This is a genomic window from Micromonospora sp. CNB394 (assembly GCF_000374985.1).
In the GTDB taxonomy this organism is placed as follows: Bacteria; Actinomycetota; Actinomycetes; order Mycobacteriales; family Micromonosporaceae; genus Micromonospora; species Micromonospora marina.
Window position 1 is genome coordinate 52,627 of sequence record NZ_KB895839.1, and the last position, 23,551, is coordinate 76,177.

Here is a 23,551-nt window from a genome sequence, read left to right on the forward strand (position 1 = left end):
GCAGCGCGGGCTCACCCGGCAGTGGGGACGCCGAGGGGGTCGGCGAACAAGGGGGAGAAGCCCAGTTCGGCGGCGCCGATCAACGTCGCGTCGTAGCCGAGTGCGGACACGCGCAGGCGGGCCTTGTCGCGGGAGATGGGCAGCACGTTGGCGGCGATCCGGCTGCGGACATGGGCGGCCGAGGCGGGGAAGACCTCCTGGAGCGTGCCCCCGAAGATCACCACGCCCGGGTTGAACAGGTTGATCACGTTCGCCACGCCGATGCCCAGCCAGTCACCGATGTGCCGCAGCGCCTCCTGCGCAGCCGGTTCCCCATGAGCGGCGGCGGCGACCACCGCGCGTACCGCCTCGCGCCCCTTCTCCCGCGCCGGGCGACCCGCGACGTCGAGCAGCGCCCGCTCACCGACCTCGGCCTCCAGGCACCCGCGCGAGCCGCAGCCGCACGGCCGCCCCTGGTAAGGGTTCACGAGCATGTGCCCGACCTCGGAGGCGTACCCGCCGTCGCCGTCGAGCAGCTCCCCGCCCACGATGATCCCGCCGCCGACACCCACGTCCCCGTGCAGGTAGACGAGGTTCTGCACGCCGACGCCGGCCCCGCGCTGATGCTCGGCCAGCGCCCCGAGGTGCGCCTCGTTGCCGACCAGGACGGGCAGGCCAAGGTCCAGCCGCCGGGCCAGCTCGGCGCCGAACGCCTGGTCCACCCACCCCATGTCCGGTCCGAAGCGGACCATCCCGTCCCCCGGCCGGATCATGCCGCAGTAGGAGGCGCCGACGCCCACGCACACCGACCCGGGTGGCGCGGCGTGGTGCAGGGCCCGCCCGAAGTCGGCGAGCACCGAGACCACGGAGTCGAGGTCGGCCCCGGCCCGTGGCCGTTCCGCCTCCAGCCGCGCCGCCAGCACACCGCCGAGCCCGACGCGGGCGGCCACGAGCCGGTCCACGGCGATGTCGAAGGCGAGGACGTGGACGGTGTCGGAGGCGGGACGCACCACACGCGAGGGACGCCCGGCCCGGCCGCTGCCACCCGCCGCCACCTCCCGGACCAGGCCGGCCGCCGCCAGTTCCGCGGTGAGCGCCATTACCGTGCTGCGGTTGACGCCCATCCAGTCGGCCAGTTCGACGCGGGTGACCGGGCCGGTCAGATGGACGCGCCGCAGCAGCGCGCCGAGGTTGAGCCGGCGGCTGTCCCCCTGCGCGTGCCGGTCTGCTGCCAGACCTTTCAGCATCGACCACTCCGTCGGATGGCGACTGGCTCTCCGAGACCGAGGATAGTTGGCACACATCGACAGCAGCCAGCGCGGAACCGGACTGCCGAAGCACGAGTGGAAGTCACGGGTGTCCTCCGGGCCGGGAGACACCCGTGACGTTCCAGTCGGCGAGGATGACCGCGCCGGAGGACTACTCGGTTTCGCGGACCGGGCTCTGCGGCACCACCATGACCGGCCGGTGGGCGCGGTGCAGCGTGGCCATCGCGACGCTGCCGAGCAGGATCTTGCGGACCGCCGTGCGGCCACGCGAGCCGACCACGACCAGGCTCGCCTTGCGCTCGGTGGCCACGGTGGAGAGCGCGTCGGCGACCGCGCGGCCGGGAGCACCGCCGGCGGCGCGCACGCGCACGGTGGTCACCGGCTGCCCGTCGACGGTGTCCGGCGTGTCCCCTTCGTCGCCGTCGACGGCGGCCAGGATGATCTCCCGCTCGGGGAAGAGGCGGCGGGCGGCGGCGAACGCGGCCTCGGATCCGGCCGAGGCGTCCCAGCCGACCACCACCGGCCCGGCGGCGAGCGCGTCGTACTCGTCGGTCAGCAGCGGGTGCGGCACGACCAGTACGGGACGCGGGCTGTAGTGCACGGCCATGTCGGAGACGCTGCCGAGCACCGCGCGGGCGCCGCCGAGGCCCCGCGAGCCGAGCAGCAGCACGTCGGCCTGCTTCTCGTCGGCCAGCTCGGCGAGCCGGAGTCCTTCACCGCCGTAGCTGCGGCACACGAGCGGCTCGGCGTCCCAGCCGGCGGCCCGGCCCAGCATCACGCCGACCGCTGTCATCCGGTCGGCCTCCCGGCCGCCCTCGCGCTCGATCGCCTCGACGAACACGTTGATGTTGCGGGTGCCGGTCCAGAGCCGCTTGCGCAGTTCCTCGCTGGCGAACGGAGGCGTCCACAGATGCCCGATCCACGCGTGCGCGCCGGGGAACAGCAACGCGCCCACCTCGATGGCGGCGCTGGCGGCCGGGGATCCGTCGTAACCCACCACCACTTGCCTGCCGTGCTCGTCGCTCACCGCACCCAACCTCTCTCACCGACGACATCTCTCACAAGATCGTATCCGGGCCAGGACCGCGTCCGAGCCGGATCATCCGCCACGGAATCATCGGTACGCTGGGCGGATGAGCACCCCGGACCTGTCGTACCTCCTCGACCACACCAGCCACGTGTTGCGTACCCGGGTGGCGGCGGCGCTCGCCGAGATCGGGCTGACCGCACGGATGCACTGCGTGCTCGCGCACGCGCTGCCCGAGGAGCGTACGCAGATCCAGCTCGCCGAGATGGGCGACATGGACAAGACGACGATGGTGGTGACGGTGGACGCGCTGGAGCAGGCCGGGCTGGCCGAGCGGCGTCCGTCGCGTACGGACCGGCGGGCGCGGATCATCGCGGTCACCGAGGAGGGCGCCCGGGTCGCGGCGCGCAGCCAGGAGATCGTCGACCGGGTGCACGCCGAGGCGCTGGCGAGCCTGCCCGACGACGAGCGGAAGGTCTTCCTGCGCGCGCTGGAACGCCTGACCGCCGACCACCTGGCCACGCCGGTGCAGAGCCCGAAGCCGGCCCGCCGGGCCCGCCAATAGTCCCTCAATAGATTGTCTATAACGGAACTATCCGTTACGGTCTCTCCTGTCGCACCTCTCGACAGGAGGACCCCATGTCCGCTCCCCGCTCCCGGCGGCTCGCCCTCGCCGTGCTCGCCACCGGCGCCCTGATGACCATCCTCGACGGCAGCATCGTCACCGTGGCGATGCCGGCCATCCAGCGCGACCTGAGCTTCTCCCCGGCCGGCCTGAGCTGGGTGGTGAACGCGTACCTGATCGCGTTCGGCAGCCTGCTCCTGCTCGCCGGCCGGCTCGGCGACCTGATCGGGCGCCGGACGATGTTCCTCGGCGGCACCGCGCTGTTCACCGCCGCCTCCGTGCTGGCCGGGGTGGCGGCGAACAGCGCCACGCTCGTCGCGGCCCGCTTCCTCCAGGGCGTCGGCAGCGCGGCGGCCACGGCGGTGAGTCTCGGCATCCTGGTCACGCTCTTCCCCGACGCCGCCGGGCGGGCGCGGGCCTTCGCCGTGTTCGCGTTCACCGGCGCCGCCGGCGCGGCCATCGGCCAGGTCGCCGGCGGCCTGCTCACCGACGCGCTGGGCTGGCACTGGATCTTCCTGATCAACCTGCCGATCGGCCTGGCCACGATCGCGCTCGCGGTCCGCACGCTGCCGGCGGACCGGGGTCTGGGCCTGGCCGCCGGAGCCGACGTGGCGGGCGCACTGCTGGTCACCGCCGGGCTGGTGCTCGGCATCTACACGGTGGTCACGATCGAGCGGTACGGCGCGACGTCGGCGCACACGCTCGGCCTGGGCGCGCTCGCCGCCGCGCTGGTCGCCGGGTTCGTGGTCCGGCAGGCCACCGCGCGCCGCCCGCTCATGCCGCTGCGGCTGCTGCGCTCGCGCGGCGTCGCCGTGGCGAACGTGGTGCAGGTCCTCACCGTGGCCGCGACCTTCGCGTTCCAGGTCCTCGTCACGCTCTACCTCCAGCAGGTGCTCGGCTACGACGCCACCCGCACCGGGCTGGCGCTGCTCCCGGCCGCGGTCGTCATCGGCGCGGTGTCGCTCGGCGTCTCGGCCCGGCTCAACGCCCGCTTCGGCGAGCGGGCCGTGCTGATCGCCGGGCTCGTGCTGCTCGCCGCCATGTTCGCGCTGCTGGCCCGGGTGCCGGTGGACGGCCGCTACCTGCCCGACGTGCTCCCGGTGATGCTGCTCGCCGGCGGATTCGGGCTGGTGCTGCCGGCGCTCACCGCGCTCGGCATGTCCGCCGCCCGCGCCGAGGACGCCGGTCTCGCCTCCGGGCTGTTCAACACCACCCAGCAGCTCGGCATGGCGTTCGGCGTCGCGGTGCTGTCCACGCTGGCCGCCGCCCGCACCGCGGACCGGGTCGCGCTCGGCGACGACCGGGCCGCCGCCCTGACCAGCGGCTTCCACGCGGCGTTCGCGGTCGGCGCCGGGCTCGTGGTGGTCGCCGTCGTGCTCGCGTACGCGCTGCTGCGCCCGCGCACGGCGGCGCGCGCCGACGCCCCGGCGCTCGTGGGGTGAGTCAGCCGGGGGCGCGCGCCGGATGGGTGAGGAACGGCAGCACCGCCGCCGGCAGCGCGGGTGAGGCCACCACGTCGTAGTGGGTGAGCCCGGGCAGCACCGCGAGCCGGGACGCGGGCCGGGCGGCACCGTCGCCGCCCGCGTCCCGGTGGCCGCCGCCGAGCAGGCCGAAGAACTCCGCCGCGTGGCTCACCGGGATCTCGTCCGCGTCGGCGAAGACCAGTAGCACCGGCATCGGCAGCGCGGCCACCTCGGCGGACCAGTCGTAGTCACGCCGCAGCAGGTCCCCGCTGCGGGCCCAGAGCAGCGGCCAGTCCTGCGGGCGGGGCGCGACCCGCGCGTACCGCTGGTGGGACGGGGTGCCGCGCATGCGCTCGGCGGTGCGCTCGTCGTGGGCGGCCATCGCGGCGAGCGTCTCCGGGTACCAGCCGCGCCGCCGGAACGGCGTGGAGACGAGCACCAGGCGGCGGACCAGGGCGGGATGCAGGATCGCGGTCCGCAGGGCCACCGCGCCGCCGAGCGAGTAGCCGAGCACGTCGGCCCGCGGCAGCCCGAGGTGACGCAGCAGCCCGGCCACGTCGTCGGCCATCGACTCGTACCGCAGCAGCCGGTCCAGACCGCCGGTGCGGCCGTGGCCCCGCAGGTCCACGGCGATCAGCCGGCGGCGCGCGGCCAGCGCCTGCCGGACCGGCGCGAACGTCTCCGCCGACCCGTATCCGCCGTGCAGCAGGACCAGCGGTCGGCCGTCGCCGTGCTCCTCGTACCAGATCCGCAGCCCGCCGACGTCCGCATAGGTCACCCGCCGATCGTCGCGCCGCCGGTGCCGTCGCGGGTGCGTTTGCCGCAGTGCCGGTCTCAGCGGGACGCGCGGGGGCGGGCGCGCAGGTGGGCGCGCTCCCCCTGGCTGCCGAAGAGGCTGAGGAACTCCACCCCCTCCCTGTCGGCGCAGCCGAACCAGTGCGGTACCCGGGTGTCGAACTCGGCCGCCTCACCGGGTTCGAGCACCAGGTCGTGCTCGCCGAGCACGAGCCGCAGCCGCCCGTTGAGCACGTAGACCCACTCGTACCCCTCGTGGGTCTTCGGCTCGGGCTCGGACCGGCCGCCGGCCGGGATGATCAGCTTGTACGCCTGGATGCCGCCGGGCCGGCGGGTGAGCGGCAGCATGGTCATCCCGTACGCGGCGACCGGCCGCAGGTGGATGCGCGGGTCGCCGGTGGGTGGGGCACCGACCAGTTCGTCGAGCGTGACGCCGTGCGCGCGGGCCAGCGGTAGCAGCAGTTCCAGCGTGGGCCTGCGACCGCCGGACTCCAGCCGGGACAGGGTGCTCACGGAGATACCGGTGGCGGCGGAGAGGTCGGTGAGGGTGGTCTCGCGCTCGCGGCGCAGCGCGCGCAGCCGGGGGCCGACCGCGTCGAGGGCCTGGTCGAGGTCGTCGTCCATGCCATCAGTTTGCCGCATCGGCAAAGGAGTTTGCAGTCCGCCGGGCGCGGCGGCACTCTGGTCGCGGAGGTGGTCACGATGACCGAGAACTACGAGGTACTGGTGATCGGCGGCGGCGCGGCCGGGCTCAACGGCGCGCTCATGCTGGCGCGGGCACGCCGGTCGGTGCTGGTGGTGGACGGGGGCGAACCCCGCAACGCGCCCGCCGACGGCGTGCACGGCCTGCTGGGGCACGACGGCGTGCCGCCGGCCGAACTGCTGGCGCGCGGCCGGGACGAGGTGCGCCGCCACGACGGGCACCTGACCGAGGGCCGGGTCGAGGCGGTGGACCGCGACGGCGCCGGGTTCGCGGTGGCGCTCGCCGACGGCCGCCGGGTACGCGCCGGGCACGTGCTGGTCGCCACCGGCCTGGTCGACGAGCTGCCCGACGTGCCCGGCCTGCGCGAGCGCTGGGGGCGGGACGTGGTGCACTGCCCGTACTGCCACGGCTGGGAGGTACGCGAGCGGCCGATCGGAGTGATCGGCAGCGGCCCGATGTCGGTGCACCAGACACTGCTGTTCCGGCAGTGGAGCGACGACGTGGTCTACCTGCGGCACACCGCGCCGCCGCTCACCGACGAGCAGGCCGAGCAGCTCGCCGCGCGTGGCGTGCCGGTGGTCGAGGGCGAGATCGCGGCGGTCGAGACGGCCGGGGACCGGCTGACCGGGGTACGCCTGCGGGACGGCCGCACGGTCGACCGCGAGGTGCTGAGCGTCGCTCCCCGGATGGTGGCGCGCGCCGGATTCCTGGCCGGGGTCGGCCTGCGCCCGCAACCGCACCCCAGCGGGATGGGTGAGTACCTGCCGGCCGACGAGTCGGGGCGTACCGATGTCCCCGGGGTGTGGGTGGCGGGCAACGTGACCGACCTGTCGGCGCAGGTCGGGGCCGCCGCGGCGGCGGGCGCCCGGACCGCGGCGATGATCAACGCGGACCTGGTGCAGCAGGAGACCCGCCGGGCGGTCGAGGCGCGGCGCGCGGCAGGGTGAGTGACCACGAATCGTCCCTAACCTGACAATTGTTCCCTTAGGTTGGGTCGGAGAAGGCAGGCGGAACCTGGGGGGCGATGTGAAGGGCTATCCGGCGATCGAGGATCACGGGCTCATCGGCGACCTCCAGACCGCCGCACTGGTGACCTGCGACGGGACGATCGACTGGTTCTGCGCGCCGCGCTTCGACTCGCCGAGCATCTTCGCCGGACTGCTGGACAAGGACAAGGGCGGCTTCTTCCAGATCGCCCCGCACGACGTCCGGTACGTCACCAAGCAGCTCTACCTGCCCGGCACCCCGATCCTGATCACCCGGTTCATCAGTGCGGACGGCGTCGCCGAGGTGGTGGACTTCATGCCGGTCACCGGCGAACGGGTCACCGACTCGCACCGCATCGTGCGCATGGTCACCATGGTGCGCGGCAGCATGCGCTTCCGGGTGGAGTGCCGGCCCCGGTTCGACTACGCGCGCCAGAGCCACGGGCTGGAGCGGCACCGCAACGGCTTCCTGTTCCGCAGCCCGTCGGCGACGCTCACTTTCAACCCGATCGACCTGGCGCGGCAACGGTGGGCGCAGACCGCGGACGTCCGGATCGAGGGCGGCGACCTCATCGTCTACGGCACGCTCAACGAGGGCGACACCGGCGGGGTGATCCTGGAGACCGGTAGCGAGGAACCCCGGATCATCCCGCCGGAAGAGGTCCAGGGCATGTTCGAGTGGACCCGGGACTACTGGCGGCGCTGGGTCGAACGCTCCCGCTACACCGGGCGGTGGCGGGAGATGGTCGAGCGCTCCGCCATCACGCTCAAGCTCATGACGTACGCGCCGACCGGCGCGATGATCGCCGCGCCGACCGCCGCGCTGCCCGAGCTGGTCGGCGGCACCCGCAACTGGGACTACCGCTACACCTGGGTACGCGACACCTCGTTCTCGGTGCACGCCCTGCTCGGCCTCGGGTTCACCGAGGAGGTCAGCCGGTACATGGACTGGCTCGACGAGCGCATCCGTGAGGCCGGCGACCACCAGGATCCACTGAAGATCATGTACCGGGTGGACGGCTCCTCGGACCTGCACGAGGAGGTGCTCGACCACCTGGAGGGGTACCGGGGCTCCCAACCGGTGCGGATCGGCAACGGCGCGGCCGACCAGCTCCAGCTCGACATCCACGGCGAGGCGCTGTACGCCATGCACCTCGCCGACGAGCAGGGCATCCGCGTGTCGCACCAGGTGTGGAAGAGCACCGTGCGCCTGATCGACTGGCTCTGCCACAACTGGGACCAGCGCGACGCCGGCATCTGGGAGAGCCGCCACCACCCACGCAATTACACGTTCGGCCGGGTGATGTCCTGGGTGGCGCTGGACCGGGCCATCCGCCTGGCCGACCGGACCGGCCGGCCCGGGGACATGAGCTGCTGGACCGAGCAGCGCAACCAGATCTACAACCAGGTCATGGCCCGCGGCTTCCACCGGGAACGCGGCAGCTTCGTGCAGGCGTACGACGAGAACGTGCTCGACGCCGCCCTGCTCTACATGCCGGTCGTCGGTTTCGTCACGCCCACCGACCCGCTCTGGCTGTCCACCCTGAAGTCGATCGAGCGGGACCTGGTCTCGGACAGCCTGGTCCACCGGTACGACCCGGTGCACTCCCCGGACGGCCTGCCCGGTCACGAGGGCACGTTCAACATGTGCACGTTCTGGTACGTCCAGGCGCTGGCCCGCTCCGGCCGGCTGGACGACGCGCGGCTCACCCTGGAGAAGATGTTCACCTTCAGCAACCACCTCGGCCTGTACGCCGAGGAGATCGCCTCCACCGGTGAGCAGATCGGCAACTACCCGCAGGCGTTCAGCCACCTCGCCCTGATCAACTCGGCGCTGACGCTCAACAACCTGCTCGACGCCGAGGCCGACGCCCGCCTCCGCCGATAATCCCGGCGACCCACGGTCCGGCCCCCGGGTAGGCTCGCCCGCATGAGATTCCACGCCACCGTCGTGAAGCCCTGGTCCCTCCGCTGACGGCGGCAGGGTGACCGGCTTCTTCTGACGTACCAGCTCTGCTCCGCCGTCCTGGCGTTCCCGCCGGGCGGTGTCCTCGCGCTGCCCGGCTCCACGACGAGCCGAGAGCGGACTGTGAACAACCTCGACAACATTTCCAACCAGGGCGGCCTGCTGCCCGCCGGGCACCGGGCGCACGTGCGCGCCGACGGCGTCCGCGTGGTACGCGGCGGCCGGGTCGTGCTGTCCGACGTCAGCGTGACCGTCTCCGCCGGATCACGCCTGGCCATCGTCGGCGAGAACGGCCGCGGCAAGACCACCCTGCTCCACGTGCTGGCCGGCATCATCGCGCCCGACCAGGGCGCAGTGGAACGGCTGGGCACGTTCGGCGTCGCCCGGCAGAACCTGGAGTCGCGCCACGGCGAGACAGTGGGCACGCTCGTCCGGGAGGCGATCCACGAGTCCGAATGCGCACTGCGGGCGCTGGACGACGCCGCCGACGCGCTGGCCGCCGGCCGGGCGGGCGCGGACGACGCGTACGCCACAGCGCTCGACGCGGCGACCCGGCTGGACGCCTGGGACGCGCAGCGGCGCGTCGACGTGGCGCTGGCCGGTCTCGACGCCTGCCCGGACCGGGACCGCCCGCTGGCGACGCTGTCGGTCGGCCAGCGCTACCGGGTCCGGCTGGCGTGCCTGCTCGGGGCCCGGGTCGACCTGCTGATGCTGGACGAGCCGACCAACCACCTCGACGCGGACAGCCTGGCCTTCCTCACCGCGCGGCTGCGCGACCACCCGGGCGGTGTGGTGCTGGTGACCCACGACCGCGCCCTGCTGCGGGACGTGGCCACGGAGTTCCTCGACCTCGACCCCAGCGTGGACGGCCGCCCGCGCCGCTACGCCGGGGACTACACCGCCTGGCAGGACGGGCGCCGCCGCGACTTCGCGCACTGGGTACGCGACCACGAGGCGCAGCAGGCCGAGCACCAGCGCCTGGCCGACGCGGTACGGGAGGCGCAGGGCCGGCTCAGCACCGGCTGGCGTCCGGACAAGGGCCACGGCAAGCACCAGCGCCAGTCCCGCGCCCCCGGGCTGGTCCAGGCGCTGCGACGCCGGCAGGAAGCGCTCGACGAACACCGGATCACCGTCCCGGAGCCACCTCAGCCGCTGCGCTGGCCGCCGCTGGACACCCGGGCCGGACTGCCGATCCTGCGGTGCCACGACGTGACGGTGACCGGACGCCTGCGTACCCGGGTCACGCTCACGCTCGACGGCGGGGACCGCCTGCTGGTGACCGGACCCAACGGTGCGGGCAAGTCGACGCTGCTCTCCGTGCTGGCCGGCGACCTCGTGCCGTCGACCGGGGAGGTCCGCCACCCGTCCGGGGCGCGCGTCGCGTACCTCGGTCAGGAGGTGCCCGACTGGCCGCCCCTGATGCTCGCCCACGACCTGTACGAGCAGCACGTGGGGCGGCTGCGCTCCACCGGGCGCCCCGGCTCCGGCACGCCTCTGCCGCTGGGCGCGACGAACCTGCTCGACGCCGAGGCCCGGCGTACCCCGGTCGGCCGGATGTCGCACGGGCAGCACCGGCGGCTGAACCTGGCGCTGCGGCTGGCCGAACGTCCCGACCTGCTGATCCTCGACGAACCCACGAACCACCTGTCCGCGCCGCTGGTCGACGACCTCACTGCGGCCCTGCTGACGACGCCGGCGGCAGTGGTCGTCGCCACCCACGACCGGCAGATGCTCCACGACCTGGCGGCCTGGCCGGCACTGCCGCTCACCGCTGCGGCCCCGGACCAGCGGATGACGGCGTTCGCCCCTCCGGCGACGCCAGGTCGTTCGGTCACGGAGGGTGATGCCCATCCGGAAGAGTGATACTCCGAGCGATATGCCTGAGAGTCATAAATATACCTCTCAGGCATATCGCATTCCGTCCCCACTCTTCTCGCCGCACTGGCGCCGCCCGCGCCGTGGCGGGCTGCCTCGTCGTACCGGCCGAGTGGACGCGGTTCCGGCGGCGGCTGCGGGAGCGGCGCGGCTGAGCAGTCACCGCCCCTGCGGACCGGCCTCCCGGGTCCACCCGACGAAGCGGCGGTGCAGGGCGCCGGCGGGCGCCCACGGCATGTCCTCGGTGGCCTGCACGAGGTAGGCGCCGAGGTAGAGGGCCAGCGACACCGGCGCGCCGGCGTACTCCGCGCGCAGCTCCCGCCTCCGCGTGGGGCACGGCCAGGGCAGGTCGCAGCCGCCACAGGTCCAGACCGGCATGACCGGGCCGTGGGTGGTCACCGCGCACCCTCCAAGAACCGCGCGGTGACCGCCCGCGCCTGCCGGCTGGTCGCCCACTCCACCTGCCAGCAGGGGTACGGCGTGAGCCGCGCCCACCACGCCCGGCACCCGGCACACATGCCGTCGAGTCCCCGTACGTGAACCGCGAGGATCGTCTCCTCCGGCCCGCCGATCACTCGTCACTCCCCTGCGGCCAGTGACCACGGTTGATCGGAATCCGGTGCCGCGAATGACAGGGTAGGTCGGCACCGCACCGGCAGACCCGTCTCCACCGCCGCCAGCACCACACCGGCCGATGCCGCCGGGCGAACGTCAACGCGGCGGCGGACAGGTACGCGTCGTACGAGACGCGACGTTCGCGCGAGGCGTCGCCGTCCGGGGACCGTTGCCCGCCGCGCGCCTGGTCCAGCAAACGCCGCCGGGCGATCTCCTGCTCCAACGCCTGGAGCCTCTCGCCGAAGCCGGGCGCCGCCGACGACGAAAGGTACCGACCGCCGAGCCGCCGCAGGAACGCAATGGTCACCGTCATCTGGCCGGCCCTCCATGGTGGGGGCACGGAAGACATCTGCTGATGTGCCTCGATCCGCGCCCGGTGGAGATCCAGCGTCACGCCGCGCGCGGCCACGATCCAGGAGGTGACCGTCCGCTAACCAGGTGTGCTGTCCGCTGTCGATCGGCGGGCGGGTGCGTACTCGACGCACAGGTCACGCAACATCGCCGCCTCCGGCACGCCCGACTGCTCAACCTTTGCGAGCAGTTCCGCGGCTCGCCACCAGTTCGACGGGACCACCCGGCCGGACGCCACCGCCTGGGCCCCGAGCGCGACCGCCTCATCCGGCTGACCGGCGGCGACCAGGGCAAGCCCGAGGTCGAGACGCGCCGACGCGGACCGGCGAGGACGCGCTCCCCCGTCACCGTGCGGGTCCAGATCGGCCAGCACCGCCCGCGCCACCTGCTCCGCGCCCGGGTCACCGGCCCACGCCAACGTCGTGGCCAGATAGGCGGCGGCCTTCGCGGGGTCATAGCGGTAGTGATGCTCTGCCCGTTCCGGCACGGGCAGATTCGCCGTCAACCGCTCCACCCGATCCAGTACCCGCCGGGTGGCGACCACATCACCGAGCCGCGCCCACGCACGAGCTTCCTGAGCGGTCGCCTGAATCCTGGCCGAGCTGCCGTTCGGCGCGACCCGCTGCGCCTGGTGAGAGAGATCGAGTGCCGTGCGGTAGTCACCTTGCGTCAACACGTCCCAGGCCCGGGTCTCCAGACACCACGCCTGGATCTCCGCATGTTCGGCGTGCTCGGCGAGTTCACGAGCGGCGCGCAGATGAGCAGTCGCCGCACCGCGCTGCCGCAGATCGATGTGAACAGTCGCCCGAAGCACCGCCAACCAGCCACCGGCGACAAACAGCCGGCGCTGCTGAGCAAGCGTGACCCGACCGTCCAGCAGCCGCACCACATAGGCCAGATGCCGTCGGACCAGCGGCAAAAGATCCGCCGGTGCCATCGTCGGATAGGAACCGGCGAGGTCGTCGATGCCCTGCTCGATCCGTTCGAGCACCTCACCGCTGACATCACTGGCGGCAACCCTCGCCCGCAACTCGCCCGCCTCGGCCGCATGGTCGATCGGCGCATCGACCAGACGAGCGAGCACACCTCCGGCGTCGAGAATCTGATCCAAGTGGCGCGCCGTGTCGACAGTCGGGGCCTTGAGCCCCGCCTCCAGCTCGTACAGGTGGCTCTTGCTCCGATGGGCGAGCTGCCCCAAGGATCGGAGCGACAGACCATGCCGCTCCCGAAACTCGCGCAGAGCTGCCCCGAAGCGCGGATCGACGGAGGAAGCCATAGCCCAGCTCCAAGCTCAAGAGGCCCGGCGGCCATTGCGTCGACGGTACCCCGAAACGTCGCCCGTCGATGACCCACCGACTGCACACCAAAGGTGACACTACTGCTACACAGCGCTATCGTGTCGCTCCTGGCCACCTCACCCGTGTCCAGCCCGAGCACCGCTCACAGGTCGTACGAGGGCGTGTGGTTCAGCCGCTACCAGTACTACTCCAGCGGACGGGAGGAGTCGTTCGCCGGACAGCACTTCGTCGTCCTGCTCCAGCACGGCGACAGGCTGACGGCGCGCAGCCTGCCCGGATCTGCTTCCTCATCGCTGTCGCTGGACCTGACCGTGGACGGCGCCGTCATCACCGGCACGTGGGTGGAGCAGACCGACCCGGCCGGCTACTACCGGGGCGCCCGCTATCACGGGGCGATCCAGCTCCTGGCCGAGCCGACGGGCCGACGGATGGCCGGGAAGTGGGTCGGATTCGGCAAGGACATGGACGTGAACACCGGCCCGTGGGAACTCGTCTTCCGCGACGCGTCGACCTCCAAGGCGACGCTGGACCGGTACAACACGCCAGCGACGTAGCAAGCGCCGCGCCATCGCCTCGACGTCGGACGGAAGGGGTGATCGCGTCGACTACTCTGCACCGGAACACGGCACGGTGCCCGTATCCAGCGAAGCCGCACGTCGTGCCCGCCGCCCAGGCGCAGGCGGAGACGTGCTCGGCGCGGACGGCCAAGCGGCTCGCGATGTTCGGCAACGGCACCCTGCACGTCCGGGGCCGGCACGATGTCGCAGGTCATGGCCTGGCTCATCGACTTCGTGGTGTGCCTGTTCGTAGTCGCGGTGGGTGTCGTCGCCCTGTCCGTGGTGGACCGGGCGGCGCCCCTCTCCGGCAGCGCCCTCGCTGGGGCGGCGCTGTCGTTGTTCGTCGCGATCTGGGGCATCAGCGGGCCGAACGGCTACAAGTGCAGCACCACGTTCCCGGCCGCCGGAGGCGTCCGCTCCTGGTTCTGCTACAACGCGCCGAAGGGCACCCTGAACGCGACGGTCTCCGGTCCGGCCGGCCGGCCGTCGCGGCATCCGCTGGTGACGGCGGCGGCATCTCAGGGCTGACCGGCCCGGAACGCCGTCAAGATCCGATCGAACCGGGCACCGGCGCGGTGTTCACCCTCCATGCCGGTGCCCGTTTCGCTTCCCGAGCAGGATGGTGGGCGCGGCAGGTTTCGAACCTGCGACCCCTCGCTTGTAAGGCGAGTGCTCTCCCACTGAGCTACGCGCCCGGGACGCCCGTACGGCGGGCCGGAGCGGCCAGCTTACCTGTCCGCCTCCGGCCCTGCGCAACGACGTGCCTGGGGTGTGGGACTCAGGCGGCGACGGCCTCGGCCAGCGCCTTGCGCCAGCCCTGCTGGTCGCGCGCCTCGCCGGGCATGTTCATCTCGGCGAACCGGACCACGCCGGCCTTGTCGATGACGAAGGTGCCCCGGTTGGCGATGCCCGCGACGTCGTTGAAGACGCCGTACGCCTGCGCCACCGCGCCGTGCGGCCAGAAGTCGGCCAGCAGCGGGAACTGGTAGCCCTCCCGGTCGGCCCAGATCTTGTGGGCGTACACGGAGTCGACGCTGACGGTCAGCACCTGGACGTCGTCGTTGAGGTACTCGTTGAGGTTGTCCCGCACCTCGCACAGCTCGCCCTGGCAGATGCCGGTGAAGGCGAGCGGGTAGAAGACCAGCAGCACGGTCTTGCGACCGCGGAGGTCGGAGAGCCGAACCTCCTGGTTGTTCTGGTCCTTGAGCAGGAAGTCGGGCGCCTCGGCGCCAACCTCGATGGGCATGCGTGCTCCCTCGGGGGAATCGATCTGGAGGTGATCAGCCTGCCACACCCGGCGACCGTGGTCGCCGGGTGTGCGGCGCGCCCTACTTCTTGCTCTTGGACCCGCGCCGCATGACGAGGCGGGCTCCGCTCCAGTCGCGGCCGGCGTTGATGGTGGAGGTCTGCTGGAGCCCGGCGGTCTGCGCGCTCTCCGCGACCTCGCTCGGCTCGACGTGTCCGTCGCGGCCGGCCTTCGGGGTCAGGAGCCAGACCACGCCGTTGTCCGCGAGCGGCCCGAGGGCGTCGACGAGGAGCTCGAACAGGTCACCGTCGCCGTCGCGGTGCCAGACCAGAACCGCGTCGACCACCTCGTCGGTGTCCTCGTCGACGAGTTCCCCACAGCGGTCGGTCAGGGCGTCCCGGAGATCGGTGTCGACGTCGTCGTCGTAGCCCATCTCCATGACGACCATGCCCGGCTCGATACCGAACCGGTCCGCCAGGCTGCGTACCCCGTCGGCCTGGCCAGCGGTCGCGCTCACTGTCGCGTGCCTCCTCATCTATCCCTGCTCGTGGCGTCGGGTGACACCGTCGGGCCCAGTCCACACAGTTGCGGCTCGCCGCGCAAGTGGCGCACCGGGTGGAACGGAATTTACCGTGCCAGCAGCGTACGGGCACCCTGGGTGATGGCTTCCGCGGAGACCAGAACCTGACGGGCAGCCGGACCTAATGGTACAAACGAGTCAAGTGCGGCTACGCGGCGCGCGGCGCCCACGTACCCGGTGTCGACGAGCGCGGACAGCACGCCCTCGCCCACCCCGCCCGTTCGCCGCGTCTCGTCCACCACCAGCACCCGGCCGGTCGCCGACGCCTCCCGGATGATGTCGGCCACCGGCAGCGGGGCCAGCCAGCGCAGGTCCACCACCCGGCTGCCCACGCCCTCCTCGGCCAGCGTGGCGGCGGCGCGCAACGACATCCGTACCCCGTTACCGAACGTGATGATGGTGAGGTCCTCGGCGGAGCCGATCCCGTAGACGCGGGCCCGCCCTATCGGCACGTGCCGGTCCGCCCAGGTGCCCGGCTCGGCATAATCGGCGACCCACTCGTCGTCACCGTCCGTGTACAGGTCACGGACGTGGTAGAGCGCGATCGGCTCCACGAAGACGCAGACGCTGCCGTCCACCCGGGCCGCCGCCAGGCAGGTGCGCAGCATCGGCGCGGCGTCGTCCGGCCGGGCCGGCACGGCCACCACCAGCCCCGGTACGTCCCGCAGTGCCCCCAGCGAGCTGTCGTCGCGGTCGTGCCCGCCGAGTCCGTCCGGGCTCGCCAGGCCGGGCACCCGCACCACCATCGGGTTGCGGAACGCGCCGCGGGACAGGAACCGCATGGTGGCCGCCTCGCCGCGGAGCTGATCCTCGGCCCCGTGCAGCGACGTGAGGTGGCGGATCTCCGGCACCGGCAGCAGGCCGGCCAGTCCGGCGCCCAGCCCGAGCCCGAGGATCGACGTCGGGTCCGGCAGCGTGTCGAACACGCGCGCCGCCCCGAACCGGTCCCGCAGCCCCTCGGTAACCCCGTACACCCCGCCCCGGGCGGCGATCTCGTGGCCGAACACCGCCGTCGCGGGGTGGTCGAGCATGCCGTCGGCGAGCGCGGCGTTGATGCTCTGCGCCAGCGTCAGCGGGCCGGTCAGCTCCGGCGGCTTGCCGCCGAACGCCTCCGCCCGCGCCCCGGCGCCCGGCCCGGCCGCGTGTGCCGCCGCCTCGGCGACCGCGCGGGACACCCGGACCGGCCGGCGCGGCGCCAGTTCCCGCACGATCTCGACCGGGGACGCGAGCTTCGGCTCGTCCAGCACCTCCTCGGCCACGCGGCGCAGCTGCCAGCCCCGCTCGTCGTACCGGGCCAGCAGTTCCTCGCCACTGGCGTACCCGGAGGTCACCAGCAGCCGCGCGGTGGCCAGCAGCGGGTCGCGGGCCGCGTCGCCGTCGCCCTGCTCCATCAGCCGGACCGTGCTCAGGTGCAGCACGGCGGGGCGGCGCTGCCGGCGTACCCAGTCCGCCGCCTCCGCCGCGACCCGGTAGGTCGCGGCCACGTCCGTGCCGTCGGCGGCGAAGTATTCGATGCCGGGCCGGGCCCGCAGCGTGGCGGCCACCCAGCCCTCGGTGGAGACGCCGCCGTCCGCGCAGACGAACAGCACCGGGATGCGCAGGCCGGTGTGGTCGTACCAGCCGGTCGTGTTCAGCGCGGCGGTGGCGGTGGCGTGGTCGACCGCGCCGTCGTCGAAGGAGCAGACCACCACGGCGTCCGCGGGCCAGGGCGCCGGCTCGGCCTCGCCGTCGGCGGGCCGCGCGCCGCGGCGCAGCCGCTCCAGTGCGAGCCCCAGGCCGACGGCGCGCGGCAGGTGCGGGCCGTCGGCCGGGGTGGTCGGCACGACGGCCAGGTCGGCGCGGCCGAACACCTTCGCCCGCCCGCCGGCTGCGGGCTCCTCGGCCGAGGCGACGATGCCGCGCAGCACGTCGCGCGCCGCCGCCGCGTAGGCGTCGTCGGGCGCGGGCTGCGGCAGATCGGGTACGACGACAGTCGCGTCACCGTCCGCGTCCACGACGATCCCGGCGCCCACGGGAAGGCTCTCCGCCTCCTTCTCCCCCGGGCCGGCGTCGAGATCTCGGGGCGAACCGTCCCCCGCAGGGTCGCTTCCGCGCCGAGACCCGTCCGCTTCCGGCGCGTCGGGGGCGGGCGGGAAGGCGCCGGCGGCCTGGGCGGCGCGCAGGCAGTAGAACGCGCCGGAACGGGCGTGCAGCAGCGCCGGATCGGTCGGGCGCAGCGCGGCGGCCACCGCGGCGTCGCCCTCGTGACCGGCCGACTCGACTGTGAAGTACCCCTCGCCGAAGCCGGACAGCCACCGCCCGGCCAGATCGAGCAGCCGGCTGGTGAGCTGCGCGTCGAACAGGGCCAGCGCCTGCGCCCCGGTCAACGGCCCGCCGTCGGGCAGTGCTTCGCCCAGGTCGCGCCGCTGGTCGGGCGCCCCGAGCGCGGCCAGTTCGGCTCGGAGCCGGTCGTCGAGATCGCGCGGGGTGGTCACGCGGACAGCATTACCGACTCGGGCCCGCCTCGCCCAGTCGGACACGTTCCGCCCGGCGTGGCTCAGACCTGGCCACACTCCTGCGGGCAGCCGCCGTCGGCGACCTTGAGCACCAGGTCCCGCAGGATGGCCAGTTCGTCGGTGCTCAGTCCGTCGAGGAGTCGGGAGTCCGACATCACCTGACGGAGCCGGTCGCGTACCTGCCGCCCCCGCCCGGTGACCACGAGCGTCCTCTGCCGCCGGTCGGCCGGGTCGGTACGCCGTTGCACCAGCCCGGCCTGCTCCAGGCGATCGGCCAGGCCGGTGACGTTGGACCTGTCGCAGCCGAGCTGCACGGCGAGGTCACGGGCGGGCAGCGGGCGGTCCGGGTCCAGTTCGTGCAGCGCCCGGGCGACCGCCGGGGTGAGGCCCAGCGCCGCGATCCCCTCGTCCTGGTGGTGCCGCATCGCGGCGGCGACGTGCAGGATCCGGCGCACGGTCTCCCCGGCCAGGTCCGCCCGGTCGTGGACGGCGGGAACGGTGGATTGCGCCATCCGGTCATCGTATTGGCGAGTCGATCTTCGATCAGCCGAACGGTCGGGCACCTCCTGCAACCGATTGCCGATCATGAAGCGCTGTTCGGCGGAAATCCCCGGCCGGTCGTCCGCGCGTCACCTTCCGGCCATCGACGTCCGTGAGGCTGCCCGGAGTCGACGAACCGGACTCCGGGAGGAAAACCGTGGCTCTGTCCCGACGTACCATCCTGCTCAGCGGCGCGGCGCTCGGCGCCGCCGGCGCGGCAGCCGGCCTGCCGGTCGCGGCCGCCGCGTCGCCCGGCCCGCTGCGCCACGACCCGTTCACGCTCGGCGTGGCCTCCGGCGACCCGGACCACGACGGCTTCGTGCTCTGGACCCGGCTGGCGCCGGAGCCGCTGGCCGAGGACGGCCTGGGCGGCATGCCGTCACGGGTCGTGCCGGTGGCCTGGGAGGTGGCCGCCGACGAACGCTTCCGGCACGTGGTACGCCGAGGCGTACGGCTGGCCCGGCCCGAGTCCGCGCACAGCGTGCACGTCGAGCTGAACGGCCTGCTGCCCGGGCGGGAGTACTTCTACCGGTTCCGCGCCGAGCGCTGGCTGTCCCCGGCCGGGCGGACCCGGACCGCCCCGGCGCCGTGGACGATGCCGTCCGCCCTCGCGATGGGCTTCGCCTCCTGCTCCCAGTACGAGCACGGCTACTTCACCGCGTACCGGCGGCTGGCCGAGACCGAGCCGGAGCTGATCCTGCACCTCGGCGACTACCAGTACGAGTACGCCAAGGACACCTACAACGTCCCCGGCGGCAACCCGCGCGACCACGAGGGGCCGGAGACCCGGACGCTGGCGAACTACCGGCAGCGGCACGCCCAGTACAAGACCGACACCGACCTGCAGGCGGCGCACGCGGTCGCGCCGTGGGTGGTGGTCTTCGACGACCACGAGGTGGAGAACAACTGGGCCGACGAGGTGCCCGAGGCGCCCGATCCGGACTTCCCCGCGCGGCGCGCGGCGGCGTTCCAGGCGTACTACGAGAACATGCCGCTGCGCCGTACCTCGATCCCGCGCGGCATCGACATGCAGCTCTACCGGCGGGTGCGCTGGGGGCGGCTGGCCACCTTCCACATGCTCGACACCCGGCAGTACCGGGACGACCAGGCGTGCGGCGACGGCTACAAGAGCTGCGCGGACGCGTCCGACCCGGCCCGCTCGATCACCGGCGCCGCCCAGGAGGCGTGGCTGCTGGACGGCTTCCGCCGTTCCGAGGCGCGCTGGGACCTGCTCGGCCAGCAGGTCTTCTTCGCCCAGCGGGACAACAACTCCGGTCCGCTGACGGTGACGAGCATGGACGCCTGGGACGGGTACGCCGCCTCCCGGGACCGGATCACCAGGGGCTGGACGGCCGCCGGGGTCCGCAACCCGGTGGTGCTCACCGGCGACGTGCACGCGCACTGGGCCAGCGACCTGAAGCTGGACTACGCCGACCCGACCTCGCGCACCGTCGGCAGCGAACTGGTCTGCTCGTCGATCACCTCGACCGGCGACGGCGCCGACTCGCCGACCGGCTCGCACCCGTGGCTGGCGTTCAACCCGCACCTGCGCTTCCAGAACAGCCTGCGGGGGTACGTGCGCACCACGATCACGCCGACCGAGCTGACCGCGAATTTCGACGTGCTGCCGTACGTGAGCCGGCCGGACGCGCCCGCGTACACCCGGGCCACGTTCGTGATCGAGGACCGCGTACCCGGACTGAACCTGACGTACGACCGGCCGCCGGCCGCGGCGCGTACCGCCGCCCCCGGTGTCGACCAGGGCCGGCAGACGGTGGAGGCGGAGACGGTCCGCCCGTGACGGCGCGGCCGGGCCGGGCGTGCGGCGCCCGGTCCGGTCAGCCGGCCAGGAACGAGAGGCGCACCTGACGGTCGGGGTTGTCGCCGTTGGTGTCGACCAGGCAGATCGACTGCCAGGTGCCGAGCTGGAGCCGCCCGCCGAGCACCGGCAGCGTCGCGTACGGCGGCACGAAGGCGGGCAGCACGTGGTCGCGGCCGTGGCCGAGTGAGCCGTGCCGGTGCCGCCACCTGTCGTCGGTGGGAAGCAGGTCGTCGAGCGCCCGCAGCAGGTCGTCGTCGGAGCCGGCGCCGGTCTCGATGATCGCCAGCCCGGCGGTGGCGTGCGGGACGAAGACGTGCAGCAGGCCGTCGCCGGCCCCGGACACGAACTGCTCGGCCTCGCTCGTGATGTCCCGGACGGTCGGCCGGGAGCCGGTCCGGACGGTGATCACCTCACTGCGCATACGGCGCATTCTGCCGCAGTGCCCGGTTCCCCGCCGCGCCCGGTGATAGCGCACCCGGTCATCGCGCAAAGTTACTGATGGGTACCTGTGTTCAGCGTCGCGTCTGAGGGTGGGAGAGGTGACGGCACACGCCACCAGGGGGCAGGATGGCGCTAGAGACCTATCCCACACGAAACCGAGGGAACGCCTGTGGCTACGGAACGCAAGCGCCCGGTGATCACCGCTGGTCTGCCGAGCCAGCTTCCGGACATCGACCCTGAAGAGACCAGCGAATGGGTCGAGTCACTCGACGGTGTCATCGACGAGCGCGGGACAAAGCGAGCCCGGTACGTCATGCTGCGCCTGCTGGAGCGGGCCCGCGAGCGGCAGGTCGGGGTGCCGTCCCTGACCACCACCGACTACATCAACACGATCCCGCCGGAGCGCGAACCGTGGTTCCCGGGCGACGAGCACGTCGAGCGGCGGCTGCGGGCGTACATCAGGTGGAACGCCGCGATGCTGGTGCACCGGGCGCAGCGCCCGGAGATCGGCGTCGGTGGGCACATCTCCACGTTCGCCAGCTCGGCGTCCCTCTACGAGGTGGGCTTCAACCACTTCTTCCGGGGCAAGAACCACCCGGGCGGCGGCGACCAGATCTTCTACCAGGGTCACGCCTCCCCCGGCATGTACGCGCGGGCGTTCCTGGAGGGCCGGCTCAGCGAAAGCCAGCTCGACGGCTTCCGGCAGGAGCTGTCGCACCCCGGTGGCGGGCTGCCGTCGTATCCGCACCCGCGGCTGATGCCGGACTTCTGGGAGTTCCCGACCGTCTCCATGGGTCTCGGCCCGCTGAACGCCATCTACCAGGCGCGGTTTAACCGCTACCTGCAGCACCGGGGCATCAAGGACACCTCCCAGCAGCACGTCTGGGCGTTCCTCGGCGACGGCGAGATGGACGAGGTCGAGTCGCTCGGCGCGATCGGCGTGGCCGCCCGTGAGGAGCTGGACAACCTCACCTTCGTGATCAACTGCAACCTCCAGCGTCTGGACGGACCGGTCCGCGGCAACGGCAAGGTCATGCAGGAACTGGAGGCGTTCTTCCGGGGCGCCGGCTGGAACGTCATCAAGGTCGTCTGGGGCCGCGAGTGGGACCCGCTGCTCGCCGCGGACACCGACGGCGCGCTGGTCAACCTGATGAACACCACGCCCGACGGTGACTACCAGACCTACAAGGCGGAGTCCGGGGCGTACGTCCGGGAGCACTTCTTCGGCCGCGACCCGCGGACCCGCAAGATGGTCGAGCAGCTCTCCGACGACGAGATCTGGAACCTCAAGCGGGGTGGCCACGACTACCGCAAGCTCTACGCGGCCTACAAGGCGGCGATGGAGCACACCGGCCAGCCGACGGTGATCCTGGCCAAGACGATCAAGGGCTGGACGCTCGGCTCGCACTTCGAGGGCCGTAACGCCACGCACCAGATGAAGAAGCTGACGCTGGAGGACCTGAAGCTCTTCCGCGACCGCCTCTACCTGGACATCCCGGACAAGGCTCTGGAGGAGAACCCCTACCTCCCGCCGTACTACACGCCGGGTGAGAAGTCCGACGAGGTCGCCTACCTGAAGGACCGGCGTCAGCAGCTCGGCGGCTACCTGCCCACGCGCAGCACCGCGCGCAAGACGCTGACCATCCCGGGCACCGAGCGGTTCTCCGACGTCAAGCGCGGGTCGGGCAAGCAGAAGGTCGCCACCACGATGGCCTTCGTCCGCCTGCTCAAGGACATCATGAAGGACAAGGAGTTCGGCAAGCGCTGGGTGCCGATCATCCCGGACGAGGCCCGTACCTTCGGTATGGACTCGCTGTTCCCGACCCAGAAGATCTACTCGCCGCACGGCCAGCGCTACACCTCGGTGGACCGGGAGCTGTTCCTGTCCTACAAGGAGTCGACCGCCGGCCAGATCCTGCACGAGGGGATCAACGAGGCCGGGTCGGTGGCCTCGTTCACTGCCGCGGGCACGGCGTACGCCACCCACGGTGAGCCGATGATCCCGCTGTACATCTTCTACTCGATGTTCGGCTTCCAGCGCACCGGCGACGGGTTCTGGGCGGCGGCGGACCAGATGGCACGGGGCTTCGTGCTCGGCGCGACCGCCGGCCGGACCACACTCAACGGCGAGGGCCTCCAGCACGAGGACGGCCACTCGCTGCTGCTCGCCGCCACCAACCCGGCGGTGGTCTCCTACGACGCGGCGTTCGCCTTCGAGCTGGCGCACATCGTGGAGAACGGCCTGCACCGGATGTACGGCGAGGCGCAGGAGAACATCTTCTACTACCTCACCGTCTACAACGAGCCGATCTTCCAGCCGGTCGAGCCGGAGGGCGTGGACGTCGAGGGCATCCTCAAGGGCATCCACCGCTACTCCCCCGCACCGCAGGTCGGCGACGACGCGCCGAAGGCGAACATCCTCGCCTCCGGCACCGGCATGCAGTGGGCGCTCAAGGCCCAGCAGCTGCTCGCCGAGGACTGGGGCGTGTCAGCCGACGTGTGGTCGGTGACGTCCTGGACCGAGCTGCGCCGCGACGCGGTCCAGTGCGAGGAGCACAACCTGCTCAACCCGGGTGAGGAGCCGCGGGTGCCGTACGTCGCGCGGAAGCTGGCCGACGCCGACGGGCCGAAGGTCGCGGTCAGCGACTGGATGCGCGCGGTACCGGACCTGATCGCCCGCTGGGTACCCGGGGACTACACCTCGCTCGGCACCGACGGCTTCGGCATGTCGGACACCCGGCACGCGCTGCGCCGCCACTTCCATGTGGACGCCGAGTCGGTCGCGGTGGCCACGCTGCGCCAGCTCGCGCTGCGCGGCGTGGTGCCGGCCCACGTGCCGGCCGACGCGGCCCGCAAGTACGCGCTGGACGACGTCAACGCCGCTCCGGTCGGCGAGACCGGCGGCGACAGCTGAAGGAA

21 protein-coding genes, 1 tRNA gene and 1 pseudogene are annotated in these 23,551 nt (G+C 72.6%); 9 read left to right on the forward strand and 14 right to left on the reverse strand.

Translation table 11 applies throughout. The annotated features are described in order from the left end of the window. Positions 1-11 precede the first annotated feature (11 nt). Together C569_RS0117490 and C569_RS0117495 are read right to left on the reverse strand one after the other, a co-directional pair. A complete protein-coding gene (locus tag C569_RS0117490) occupies positions 12-1,226 on the reverse strand; it encodes an ROK family transcriptional regulator (RefSeq protein WP_018787075.1) in 1,215 nt (404 codons plus the stop codon). A 172-nt stretch (positions 1,227-1,398) separates the two neighbouring features. Then, entirely contained in the window at positions 1,399-2,274 is an 876-nt protein-coding gene (locus C569_RS0117495) for a universal stress protein (protein ID WP_026268287.1), read from the reverse strand. A gap of 106 nt (positions 2,275-2,380) precedes the next feature. Here C569_RS0117495 and C569_RS0117500 point away from each other — a divergent pair, with 106 nt between their 5' ends. Continuing rightward, the gene (locus C569_RS0117500; RefSeq protein WP_018787077.1) at positions 2,381-2,839 is read left to right on the forward strand and encodes a MarR family winged helix-turn-helix transcriptional regulator; all 459 of its coding nucleotides are present in this window, start codon (positions 2,381-2,383) and stop codon (positions 2,837-2,839) included. 74 nt (positions 2,840-2,913) lie between these two features. Beyond that, entirely contained in the window at positions 2,914-4,341 is a 1,428-nt protein-coding gene (locus C569_RS0117505) for an MFS transporter (RefSeq protein ID WP_018787078.1), read from the forward strand. 1 nt (position 4,342) lies between these two features. On the opposite strand, the gene C569_RS0117510 is transcribed toward C569_RS0117505, so the two are convergent. Both C569_RS0117510 and C569_RS0117515 read right to left on the reverse strand, forming a co-directional pair. Continuing rightward, a complete protein-coding gene (locus C569_RS0117510; RefSeq protein ID WP_018787079.1) occupies positions 4,343-5,140 on the reverse strand; it encodes an alpha/beta fold hydrolase in 798 nt (265 codons plus the stop codon). 56 nt (positions 5,141-5,196) lie between these two features. Continuing rightward, a complete protein-coding gene (locus tag C569_RS0117515) occupies positions 5,197-5,781 on the reverse strand; it encodes a helix-turn-helix domain-containing protein (protein ID WP_018787080.1) in 585 nt (194 codons plus the stop codon). A gap of 78 nt (positions 5,782-5,859) precedes the next feature. Between C569_RS0117515 and C569_RS0117520 the strand changes: the two genes are divergently transcribed. The 3 genes from C569_RS0117520 to C569_RS30495 all read left to right on the forward strand — a co-directional run bounded on the left by C569_RS0117520 (position 5,860) and on the right by C569_RS30495 (position 10,675). Next, positions 5,860-6,807, forward strand: a complete 948-nt coding sequence (locus C569_RS0117520) for an NAD(P)/FAD-dependent oxidoreductase (protein ID WP_026268288.1) — start codon at positions 5,860-5,862, stop codon at positions 6,805-6,807. A 79-nt stretch (positions 6,808-6,886) separates the two neighbouring features. Next, a complete protein-coding gene (locus tag C569_RS0117525) occupies positions 6,887-8,734 on the forward strand; it encodes a glycoside hydrolase family 15 protein (RefSeq protein ID WP_018787082.1) in 1,848 nt (615 codons plus the stop codon). Positions 8,735-8,935: 201 nt separating this feature from the next. Beyond that, on the forward strand, positions 8,936-10,675 hold the full coding sequence (locus C569_RS30495; protein ID WP_018787083.1) for an ABC-F family ATP-binding cassette domain-containing protein: 1,740 nt from the start codon (positions 8,936-8,938) through the stop codon (positions 10,673-10,675). A 171-nt stretch (positions 10,676-10,846) separates the two neighbouring features. On the opposite strand, the gene C569_RS0117535 is transcribed toward C569_RS30495, so the two are convergent. The 4 genes from C569_RS0117535 to C569_RS0117550 form a co-directional block, all read right to left on the reverse strand. After that, positions 10,847-11,086 carry a hypothetical protein gene (locus C569_RS0117535; RefSeq protein WP_018787084.1) on the reverse strand — a complete coding sequence of 80 codons (240 nt, stop codon included), beginning with the start codon at positions 11,084-11,086 and terminating at the stop codon, positions 10,847-10,849. Continuing rightward, positions 11,083-11,262, reverse strand: coding sequence for a hypothetical protein (locus C569_RS35060; RefSeq protein ID WP_018787085.1), 180 nt, complete (start codon positions 11,260-11,262; stop codon positions 11,083-11,085). Before C569_RS35060 ends, C569_RS0117535 begins: the two co-directional genes overlap by 4 nt. After that, on the reverse strand, positions 11,259-11,615 hold the full coding sequence (locus tag C569_RS33245) for a hypothetical protein (protein ID WP_036346155.1): 357 nt from the start codon (positions 11,613-11,615) through the stop codon (positions 11,259-11,261). Before C569_RS33245 ends, C569_RS35060 begins: the two co-directional genes overlap by 4 nt. 117 nt (positions 11,616-11,732) lie before the next feature. Further along, positions 11,733-12,929 carry a helix-turn-helix domain-containing protein gene (locus C569_RS0117550; RefSeq protein ID WP_018787087.1) on the reverse strand — a complete coding sequence of 399 codons (1,197 nt, stop codon included), beginning with the start codon at positions 12,927-12,929 and terminating at the stop codon, positions 11,733-11,735. A gap of 165 nt (positions 12,930-13,094) precedes the next feature. On the opposite strand from C569_RS0117550, the pseudogene C569_RS30505 reads away from it, so the two are divergent. After that, positions 13,095-13,505 (forward strand): annotated as a pseudogene (locus C569_RS30505) (XRE family transcriptional regulator); the annotation flags it as partial. Positions 13,506-13,721: 216 nt separating this feature from the next. Further along, positions 13,722-14,036, forward strand: coding sequence for a hypothetical protein (locus C569_RS0117560; RefSeq protein ID WP_018787089.1), 315 nt, complete (start codon positions 13,722-13,724; stop codon positions 14,034-14,036). A 92-nt stretch (positions 14,037-14,128) separates the two neighbouring features. Here C569_RS0117560 and C569_RS0117565 read toward each other — a convergent pair. From C569_RS0117565 to C569_RS0117585, 5 genes are all read right to left on the reverse strand, one after another. Beyond that, positions 14,129-14,203 (reverse strand) — tRNA-Val (locus tag C569_RS0117565). Between the two features lie 83 nt (positions 14,204-14,286). Next, positions 14,287-14,754, reverse strand: a complete 468-nt coding sequence (locus tag C569_RS0117570) for a peroxiredoxin (protein WP_018787090.1) — start codon at positions 14,752-14,754, stop codon at positions 14,287-14,289. A gap of 82 nt (positions 14,755-14,836) precedes the next feature. Further along, the gene (locus C569_RS0117575) at positions 14,837-15,271 is read right to left on the reverse strand and encodes a DUF3052 domain-containing protein (RefSeq protein ID WP_013287823.1); all 435 of its coding nucleotides are present in this window, start codon (positions 15,269-15,271) and stop codon (positions 14,837-14,839) included. 110 nt (positions 15,272-15,381) lie between these two features. Continuing rightward, positions 15,382-17,808, reverse strand: coding sequence for a transketolase C-terminal domain-containing protein (locus C569_RS0117580; protein WP_018787091.1), 2,427 nt, complete (start codon positions 17,806-17,808; stop codon positions 15,382-15,384). Between the two features lie 62 nt (positions 17,809-17,870). Continuing rightward, positions 17,871-18,341 carry a MarR family winged helix-turn-helix transcriptional regulator gene (locus C569_RS0117585; protein WP_018787092.1) on the reverse strand — a complete coding sequence of 157 codons (471 nt, stop codon included), beginning with the start codon at positions 18,339-18,341 and terminating at the stop codon, positions 17,871-17,873. Positions 18,342-18,526: 185 nt separating this feature from the next. Here C569_RS0117585 and C569_RS0117590 point away from each other — a divergent pair, with 185 nt between their 5' ends. Next, positions 18,527-20,170, forward strand: a complete 1,644-nt coding sequence (locus tag C569_RS0117590; protein ID WP_018787093.1) for an alkaline phosphatase — start codon at positions 18,527-18,529, stop codon at positions 20,168-20,170. A 37-nt stretch (positions 20,171-20,207) separates the two neighbouring features. On the opposite strand, the gene C569_RS0117595 is transcribed toward C569_RS0117590, so the two are convergent. Further along, entirely contained in the window at positions 20,208-20,612 is a 405-nt protein-coding gene (locus C569_RS0117595) for a secondary thiamine-phosphate synthase enzyme YjbQ (protein ID WP_018787094.1), read from the reverse strand. A gap of 189 nt (positions 20,613-20,801) precedes the next feature. On the opposite strand from C569_RS0117595, the gene aceE reads away from it, so the two are divergent. Beyond that, a complete protein-coding gene (gene aceE, locus C569_RS0117600) occupies positions 20,802-23,546 on the forward strand; it encodes a pyruvate dehydrogenase (acetyl-transferring), homodimeric type (protein ID WP_026268289.1) in 2,745 nt (914 codons plus the stop codon). Positions 23,547-23,551 lie beyond the last annotated feature (5 nt).

Coding starts and splice junctions, on each gene's coding strand:
- C569_RS0117550 (WP_018787087.1), bottom strand. CDS start 12,929: ATGGCTTCCTCCGTCGATCCGCGCTTCGGGGCAGCTCTGCGCGAGTTT.
- C569_RS0117570 (WP_018787090.1), bottom strand. CDS start 14,754: ATGCCCATCGAGGTTGGCGCCGAGGCGCCCGACTTCCTGCTCAAGGAC.
- C569_RS0117500 (WP_018787077.1), top strand. CDS start 2,381: ATGAGCACCCCGGACCTGTCGTACCTCCTCGACCACACCAGCCACGTG.
- C569_RS33245 (WP_036346155.1), bottom strand. CDS start 11,615: ATGACGGTGACCATTGCGTTCCTGCGGCGGCTCGGCGGTCGGTACCTT.
- C569_RS0117515 (WP_018787080.1), bottom strand. CDS start 5,781: ATGGACGACGACCTCGACCAGGCCCTCGACGCGGTCGGCCCCCGGCTG.
- C569_RS0117505 (WP_018787078.1), top strand. CDS start 2,914: ATGTCCGCTCCCCGCTCCCGGCGGCTCGCCCTCGCCGTGCTCGCCACC.
- C569_RS0117490 (WP_018787075.1), bottom strand. CDS start 1,226: ATGCTGAAAGGTCTGGCAGCAGACCGGCACGCGCAGGGGGACAGCCGC.
- C569_RS0117595 (WP_018787094.1), bottom strand. CDS start 20,612: ATGCGCAGTGAGGTGATCACCGTCCGGACCGGCTCCCGGCCGACCGTC.
- C569_RS0117585 (WP_018787092.1), bottom strand. CDS start 18,341: ATGGCGCAATCCACCGTTCCCGCCGTCCACGACCGGGCGGACCTGGCC.
- C569_RS0117520 (WP_026268288.1), top strand. CDS start 5,860: ATGACCGAGAACTACGAGGTACTGGTGATCGGCGGCGGCGCGGCCGGG.
- C569_RS0117560 (WP_018787089.1), top strand. CDS start 13,722: ATGGCCTGGCTCATCGACTTCGTGGTGTGCCTGTTCGTAGTCGCGGTG.